Below are 3,346 nucleotides of genomic sequence, written 5' to 3' on the forward strand. Positions count from 1 at the left end.
GTTTTTTTGATTGAAAGTCTCCTGTTTCTTTTCTTCTTTGCTGCCACTCCCATAAAGTAGTTCGTCCAATCTTAAATCTTGCTGCCACTGCTTCTCTGCTTTCTCCTTCGTCTAGCGCTTCCATTGCTTTTTTTCTTAAATCATAACTATATGCTGCTGGCATTCAACCTCCTTATCATCATCTATCCTTATCCTATCACATCCGGACTTTTATGGAAAGAGCTATAAATGCTCGATTAAGTTGAATTGCTTGCTTTGAACGAGAGATTGAATACTCTGAACTACCTCCAAGTAGCATATAGTATCCTCAAGCCGGTCAGTTGTAAGTCCTAAAGGGGGGGATTTAAAGGTAAAATCAATATTAACACTAACTAATTGAGAATGATACTTCTCCTCTGCACTATAGCCTAAATGAACCCAAAGCCGTAAGTCAGATATAAGAAGATTACATGCAGACATTGCATTCCAACATCACTGAGTTTAAGCTACTTACAACTACTAACACACGCTAGCATTCATCATTCCATCAAGAAAACCCCACAAGAGCCTTGCTCCCTTTTGAGCACCCTGCATAACTTTATCTTGCTCTTTTTCATCTAGATCTTCAATAAGATTTGCACATTCCTCAGAATGCCACTCATCAGCATGCATATGGACCGTAAAAAATTGAAGAGAACGCTCATCACTTATTGAATAGTGTTTTTTTAAACCTTCAATTTTAGACTTAGAAACCTCTGGAGTTTGACGTTCATAAGCATAAAGTGCACCCAAACCGGAAGCAAAGTCTGATCGTACAATATCAAAGTAACCATCAACTAACTCCTGTGTCTCTCTAATCTGTGCATCCTTATGGAGATCAGACCGTGTTACACCAAGCCCTTCAGCAAAACGTTTCCTTAACTCTGGATGATTTTCATCACCTTGTTCTTCTTCTATCAAATTACCAAGCAAAACCTGTCGCATTTTTAGATCTGGGCACAAAAAATGTACACCACTGATATAACGAGGAAACGCAGCAACGTGGTGATAATATTCTTTAGCATAGGTTTGTAAAGCTTGCAAGCTTAAGCTTCCTGTATTCCATGATTGGTAGAATGGACGATTTAGTAAGTGCAATTCATCTAACTTGTTATTTAGAGACTTAGTAAATTTCATTATTTCCTCCATTATATCAACATATAGTTCATATACTATAGTTTTCTTATTGTTACGATCATGCTAAGATCAACACAATGGTGGGATTGGTAGGACTCGAACCTACGGCCAATTCGTTATGAGCGAACTGCTCTAACCGACTGAGCTACAATCCCTTTTATCAATATTTATAATACACACAAAAGCAAATTTGTCTATTAGCTTATTTCACTATCAACCCAACTTAGCAGATCATTTGTTGCACCAATTTTGCGTGCAATTTCCTTACCATCTTGAAATATAATCAAAGTAGGTATAGATTGAACCCCATACTTACTTGGCACTTCAGTTTCTCCATCTATATCGAATTTGCAGATCTTAATCTTGCCTTTTCTGTCTTTAGCCAATTGTTCGATACGTGGCATTAGACTTTTACATGGCCCACACCATTCTGCCCAAAAGTCTATCAGAACAAACCCTTTATAGTCAGTGACTTCAGATTTGAAATTTTGATCATTTACCGATGTAATATCATCACTCATAAAATACCTAAATTTTTGTAAAATATAGCGTATCTATTAGCAGTTAATCAACTAAATTCTTACCGCAGAGCTTGAAAAATTGCCCTAAAGTGTTTTGCATAAACAAAAAACTTCTATTACATCTGGTGGTTAAAGATATCCACGTTTTCCCAACCCATTAAGTCTAACTCAATACGAGTAGGAAGAAATTCAAAGCACTTTTGGGCCAATTCTTTTCTATTTTCACGTTCCAGCATTAAGTCTAGCTTTTCCTTTATCCTGTGGAGATACAAAACATCAGATGCAGCATAACTTTTTTGTTTGTCTGTTAAATTTTCATTTCCCCAATCAGAAGATTGCTGCTGCTTATTTAGTTTGGTATCAAGCAGCTCTAAGCACAACTCTTTTAAGCTATGATTATCTGTGTAAGTGCGAACTAAACGTGAAGCTATCTTTGTGCAATAGCACGGAAGTGCCCAAGTTTCCAAGTAATAACGTATTATGTTTACATCAAATCGCGCGAAGTGAAATATTTTAGTTATATTTTTATCCTCTAATATTTTTCTCAAATTTGGCGCTGTATAATCGTTCTTGAGTTGAACTAAGTGAGCGTTGCCATCATTAAAAGAGAGCTGCACAAGGCATAATCTATCTCTGCTATGAAGTAGCCCCATTGCCTCGGTATCAACAGCTATAGACCTTATATCATCTGGTATTGAACTAGCTGGCAAGTCGTCTTTATATAAAAATATTCCCATAAAATTAATACATTTTTTGGCACAATTGAAAACCTATGATAATCAAAAATGAGTCTTAAGTATACGAAAAGATCATAGAAGGAACCACGCAAATTTATGGGCTCTCACATTTTTCGTGTACACGGGGTTTACAAATCGCTGTATATGCCTATAATTAAGTAAATTTAGGTTAATTTAATTGCGGGAGTAGCTCAGTTGGTAGAGCGCAACCTTGCCAAGGTTGAGGTCGAGGGTTCGAACCCCTTCTCCCGCTCTTTGCTTTCAAAATCATTTCGTCAAAAATCCCTTGACAAACTCCGCCAGCCCCCTTACCATGAAAGTGAAGCCATTGTATTTGCTTTCGCCAATCTGCAGATTAAAAGGTAAGGATTACTTAATGTATCGGCGTCTTATGTTTAATTTTTTGCAGTATATAGATACTGTATGTCTTTACAAAACTTCATCTACATCTAGATTTTTATCTAAATAAGCTGAACGCGCTTATAAAGCGTTACAAGACATCAAAAAATGCCAATACTCGACAGAGATAGTAAAAGACTAGCTAACTCGGGGGTTCTTTGTCTTTTTTTCTGCTTAGTAAATTTCTTAAACGTTTGCAGCGTAAGTTAGTTGCAATTAAAAGCAGCTGAATTTCGCTTGTCAAGCGTTTAAAACATAAAAAACGCCAATATTTTAAAGCGGATAATAACCACGGGGCTTCTTTTGCCTTTTTTTCGTTTGGTAAATTTCTTAATGTTTATGGCTAAACGACAACCGTCATCCCGCTACGTGTTAGTGGGATCTCTTGTTAGCAGCTGAGATACCGCGAATGAATCGCGGTATGACGTAGGACTGCTGTCATTCCAGCGCGTGACGCTGGAATGGCTTTGTTGCATCGCTACTTATGAAAGGCTAACTATAATTAGGATTATAAGCAACTTATTGAAAATCTTG

General features: G+C 37.0%; 5 protein-coding genes and 2 tRNA genes. 1 reads left to right on the forward strand and 6 read right to left on the reverse strand.

What is annotated here, in order from left to right:
* From OZD66_RS00790 to OZD66_RS00815, 6 genes are all read right to left on the reverse strand, one after another.
* Positions 1-163 (reverse strand): IS630 transposase-related protein (locus tag OZD66_RS00790; protein WP_275021924.1); only part of this gene is annotated, 163 nt, incomplete at its 3' end.
* A gap of 59 nt (positions 164-222) precedes the next feature.
* A complete protein-coding gene (locus tag OZD66_RS00795; RefSeq protein WP_275021918.1) occupies positions 223-459 on the reverse strand; it encodes a dihydroneopterin aldolase in 237 nt (78 codons plus the stop codon).
* A 39-nt stretch (positions 460-498) separates the two neighbouring features.
* Positions 499-1,155 (reverse strand): CADD family putative folate metabolism protein, encoded by a 657-nt coding sequence (locus tag OZD66_RS00800; RefSeq protein ID WP_182367615.1) that lies wholly within the window; start codon positions 1,153-1,155, stop codon positions 499-501.
* A gap of 78 nt (positions 1,156-1,233) precedes the next feature.
* Positions 1,234-1,310 (reverse strand) — tRNA-Ile (locus OZD66_RS00805).
* 42 nt (positions 1,311-1,352) lie between these two features.
* A complete protein-coding gene (gene trxA / locus OZD66_RS00810; protein WP_065095178.1) occupies positions 1,353-1,676 on the reverse strand; it encodes a thioredoxin in 324 nt (107 codons plus the stop codon).
* Positions 1,677-1,792: 116 nt separating this feature from the next.
* A complete protein-coding gene (locus OZD66_RS00815) occupies positions 1,793-2,413 on the reverse strand; it encodes a ribonuclease D (protein ID WP_182367612.1) in 621 nt (206 codons plus the stop codon).
* Positions 2,414-2,593: 180 nt separating this feature from the next.
* Between OZD66_RS00815 and OZD66_RS00820 the strand changes: the two genes are divergently transcribed.
* Positions 2,594-2,666 (forward strand) — tRNA-Gly (locus tag OZD66_RS00820).
* The last annotated feature ends 680 nt before the right edge of the window (positions 2,667-3,346 follow it).

Source organism: Wolbachia endosymbiont of Drosophila baimaii (assembly GCF_028982185.1).
Lineage (GTDB): Bacteria > Pseudomonadota > Alphaproteobacteria > Rickettsiales > Anaplasmataceae > Wolbachia > Wolbachia pipientis.

What these genes read in the sequence shown, in the direction of transcription:
- OZD66_RS00815 (WP_182367612.1), bottom strand. Translation starts at nt 2,413, where the DNA reads ATGGGAATATTTTTATATAAAGACGACTTGCCAGCTAGTTCAATACCA.
- trxA (WP_065095178.1), bottom strand. Translation starts at nt 1,676, where the DNA reads ATGAGTGATGATATTACATCGGTAAATGATCAAAATTTCAAATCTGAA.
- OZD66_RS00795 (WP_275021918.1), bottom strand. Translation starts at nt 459, where the DNA reads ATGTCTGCATGTAATCTTCTTATATCTGACTTACGGCTTTGGGTTCAT.
- OZD66_RS00800 (WP_182367615.1), bottom strand. Translation starts at nt 1,155, where the DNA reads ATGAAATTTACTAAGTCTCTAAATAACAAGTTAGATGAATTGCACTTA.